The 3,589-nt window shown below is 43.2% G+C and carries 3 protein-coding genes; all 3 read right to left on the bottom strand.

The features are described from left to right. Positions 1 to 221 precede the first annotated feature (221 nt). The gene (locus DW835_RS17565) at positions 222 to 491 is read right to left on the bottom strand and encodes a hypothetical protein (protein WP_182430356.1); all 270 of its coding nucleotides are present in this window, start codon (positions 489 to 491) and stop codon (positions 222 to 224) included. A 37-nt stretch (positions 492 to 528) separates the two neighbouring features. Continuing rightward, positions 529 to 1,557: a hypothetical protein gene (locus DW835_RS17560; protein WP_118669358.1), complete on the bottom strand. Its 1,029-nt coding sequence runs from the start codon at positions 1,555 to 1,557 to the stop codon at positions 529 to 531. Positions 1,558 to 1,999: 442 nt separating this feature from the next. Next, the gene (locus DW835_RS17550) at positions 2,000 to 3,382 is read right to left on the bottom strand and encodes a hypothetical protein (protein ID WP_118503970.1); all 1,383 of its coding nucleotides are present in this window, start codon (positions 3,380 to 3,382) and stop codon (positions 2,000 to 2,002) included. Positions 3,383 to 3,589: the final 207 nt, after the last annotated feature.

Below are 3,589 nucleotides of genomic sequence, written 5' to 3'. Positions count from 1 at the left end.
AAAATTTACAGTGTTCAGATGCCACAGGCTGTTATTCTGGATCTGGATTCCACTCTTCTTGATGCATACGGCAGACAGCAACCGGATTTTGTTTCTTTGTATCCATATCTGTCCTCCTTTTGTTAGTTTTAACTAATCATATCTCATAAAAAAACCGACAATTTATGATTCCTGTGTTCACAAATTATCGGTTGATAATCGATGCATCTGACCGCTTTTTCCTAGAAATACTCTTTCCAGCCGTTATAATAAAAGGAACGCAGCTCCCTGATATATCCTTCTGCTGCCTCTCTCGGCATATCATGAACTACTACTTCAAACAATCCCGCATAAAAGCCACTGCAGACCACATGGATAAATTCGCCATTGATTCGTCCCGTCCTGTAAGACTCACTTCCGAGATTTACCAAAAATCTTCTGGTAGCCTCTGCATCAATTTTTACCAGACCTTCCAAAAATCCCTGATAATATCCAGGTGGTGAACATTTCACTACTAATTTAAACTCGTCAAAACAGTCATAAAGAATTTCAATTTATAATTTCATATTTCTCAACCATTTTCAGAACTTCCGCCATAAAATCGTCTTTTCCATGGGTAAGGTATGCAAAACTAATTTTGTATACCCCCTCCTTTGTATAAATCCGCAGCTTTTTCCAGGTTCTTTTCCCCTGCTTTACTGCTGTAACTGCTTCGATTCTCTGTATGTTCCGCCAGTATAACTCCGTTTCCTTTCGTATAGGATGTTTTATCATCATTTTTTCTTCCGAATACCGTACTCTTGTATTACACATGATAAACAGAAAAATCAAACATGCCACACCGTAAATCGGCGCAAACAACAGGGAAAACCATTCCGAAGGCTCACTCTGTGAAAAACCCCGCAATGGATTTTCCTCCCCCGAAAGCAACAGCATTGCCAGATATTCCAGCAGGATTAAAATTCCCAATCCTGCCAGAATATAGTACTCCGTCCCGTATCGCAGAATCCGCTTCTGCGGACTTTCGTAGACCTGAGAGCGGTAATACACGGCAACCGTTTCAGGGCATTTCTTCCTGAGTACGTCACAGAATAGCTCATAATTCAACATGCCGATACCCACTGTGAGAATTTTTGTTCCATCCGAAAGATATAAATTAACCATATTATCAAAGCTACCGTCTATTTTCCGGATTTCCTGCCATCTGACTGTCCGGGGCTTCTGAAAGGCTTTTTCTATCTGTATTGTATCTCCATTAAAATAAATACATTCCCTCGCCATGATATTTCCCGCAAATATGGTAACTATTAAAAGCAGAATTGCCATTGCCACACACAGGCTCCACATCCCCCTCGCCTCCCCGGGGGCTCCGTCCATTATGTAAAGGATGCTGAAAATTCCCACAAAAACAACTGCCAGCACTCCCAGCGCATATACGACATACCTTTTCCCCGGCGGCTGACATAATATTGCCATTCCCTCCGGGATTTTATTTATCTGCCGCCGGTTTCTGCCCGTTATCAGATAAATGATACCGACGGTCAGAACCAGTATAAGCGTAAACAACAGTTTCTCCATCTTCCCTTTACCCCCTGTATTTCGCAATAACGGAAACAACCTTGTCCATTTCCAGCGGCTTCGACAAGTGCTCATTCATACCCGCCATGCGGCACCTCTGAGCATCCTCTGCAAAGGCATTTCAGAAGCGTCAGAAGCTTTCCCCCTGCATCCCTGACAAAAGGTTCGCGGTGGAAAGTCGGATTATGATGCGCGCAACATTCAGCGTTTCCACAGGCAGCCCGGAAAAAAATGCGGCAACTAACGGCGCACTTTCTTCCTCCTGATGCCTGCCATCGGTAATACACCTCTAATATTGATATTTTTTCAAAAGTTGCTCTCTTTTGAATAATACTGATATTTTCACCAAACTTCACAATATCAGACATTTGGAATCTGTTGAACGAAGCTGACTGAAAGTATTCAGATTGATAGCAACGAAAATATAGTCATTTTTCAGACATTATTTCAATATCTGATAACTCATCATGAAAAGAATAACCAACATACACATAAATACTTTAACCAGTTTCTGGTATGTCGTTTTCGCCGGATTTATGACCGGGTTCCATGTTTCCTCTGTTCCCGGCATATTGTTTATATTGCTCCGATTTCCTCCGGTTTCCTTCTGAGCACAGAGCCGGTTTGACGCATAAGTAAGCATTTCCTTTGCCGCCTCTGCCTCCTGCTCCGACACCTCAAGCGTCCTGCCATCTGCAAAGGTGATCCTTTTCCATCTTCCATTCTTATTTTTCGAGTAAGTCCATCCGCTGATGTCTGTGAGAAGCGGAAGATAGTACACACCGGCTGCGTCCTGTTCATCAATGATAAAATGATAAGTGACCGTGAACAATCTGTTCCTGAAAACCGGCTGCATAAGAAAATATTCCGTACAGAAAAGCTCTCTGATTTGCTTACGTTGTCCCCAGGCATCAAAGCAGGAAAGTGTCCGCATGATTGGATGAATGACAATAAGAACGACAAACACTGCTCCTGTCAGCAGCAAAAAGGCTGCGTATAGCATAATCGATGCATTATCGCTGAAAGGCGACGCCGCTTCCCTGAGCATCACTCCGCAAAGGGGAATCACCAGCGCGGCTTCCATCAGAAAGGTACCCCGAAAAACGGCATTCTGGCAAAACAGATAATAAAAGCCGACAAAGGTAACAGCATTTTTTCCACTGCGGTAGCGAAGCGGAATCCGCATAAGCAAAAGCTCAGACAAAAGACCGACAAGCAGCACCACTTCCTTACACACAAGTATATAAGTCCCATACATCCATATGTATAACCCTATTCCGTGGGAGGAGCCATAAAGAGCCAGCAAATCTCCGTCCTTTGCATTTTCCAGAACACTATGCAGGATATTTTCCCCGAAAATCAGGTGATAGCCTATACCACACACCAGTATAATCCATGCAATATAATCCGGAATACTGGACAGCGCCCAGCGTTTGCAGCTGCCATGCTCGTGCTTCCGCTGACGCCAGAACCCGATTCCCCATAGAACCGGATAAAGAAACACAACAAGAAGCAGCGCAAGGTTCGTTTCCGGCAACATTGTCGTTATAAGCAGACTCAGACATTTTGCCCGTGAAGTTTCTCTCAGAAGATTCGGCACATGTGTGAAAAACGATGCCACCGCCACCAAAAGTATCGCAAAGATTCCCGGTATCGCCATCAGACTGACTGTTTCCGCTTTTGACTTACGTTTCACCAGATGGTACAGGTCAGCAAGATACAGACCTGCATTCAGATAAAGAAGTAGCATCGTAAGCCAAAAGCCCGGTAAATAATCAGAACCCGCCTTATACAATCCAAAGAAATCCCAGAGTGCTTCTATCATTTTTCCTTCTTCTTTCCATTACGCTTTTATAACTATTTATTCTTCCATTAAACTTCCATCTACTAACTTTTCACAGTTTATTCTGCAATGGGAATGGGTTTTCGGTCTCCATCCCGACCTTATGAACATTTCTTTTTATATAAATAATCCTATATTATTCACGGCACAGCCGTGAAAGTGGCTGAAAGCCACATAGTTACTGTATTT

Origin of the sequence: Clostridium sp. AM34-9AC (assembly GCF_003480225.1) — a bacterium.
Lineage (GTDB): Bacteria > Bacillota > Clostridia > Lachnospirales > Lachnospiraceae > Acetatifactor > Acetatifactor acetigignens.
The sequence above is the reverse complement of the archived record's forward strand: the minus strand, read 5'-3'. Positions and strand labels throughout refer to the sequence as shown.

Bases quoted from the DNA above. Each gene is read 5' to 3' on its own strand.
- DW835_RS17560 (WP_118669358.1), bottom strand. From the start codon at position 1,557: ATGGAGAAACTGTTGTTTACGCTTATACTGGTTCTGACCGTCGGTATC.
- DW835_RS17550 (WP_118503970.1), bottom strand. From the start codon at position 3,382: ATGATAGAAGCACTCTGGGATTTCTTTGGATTGTATAAGGCGGGTTCT.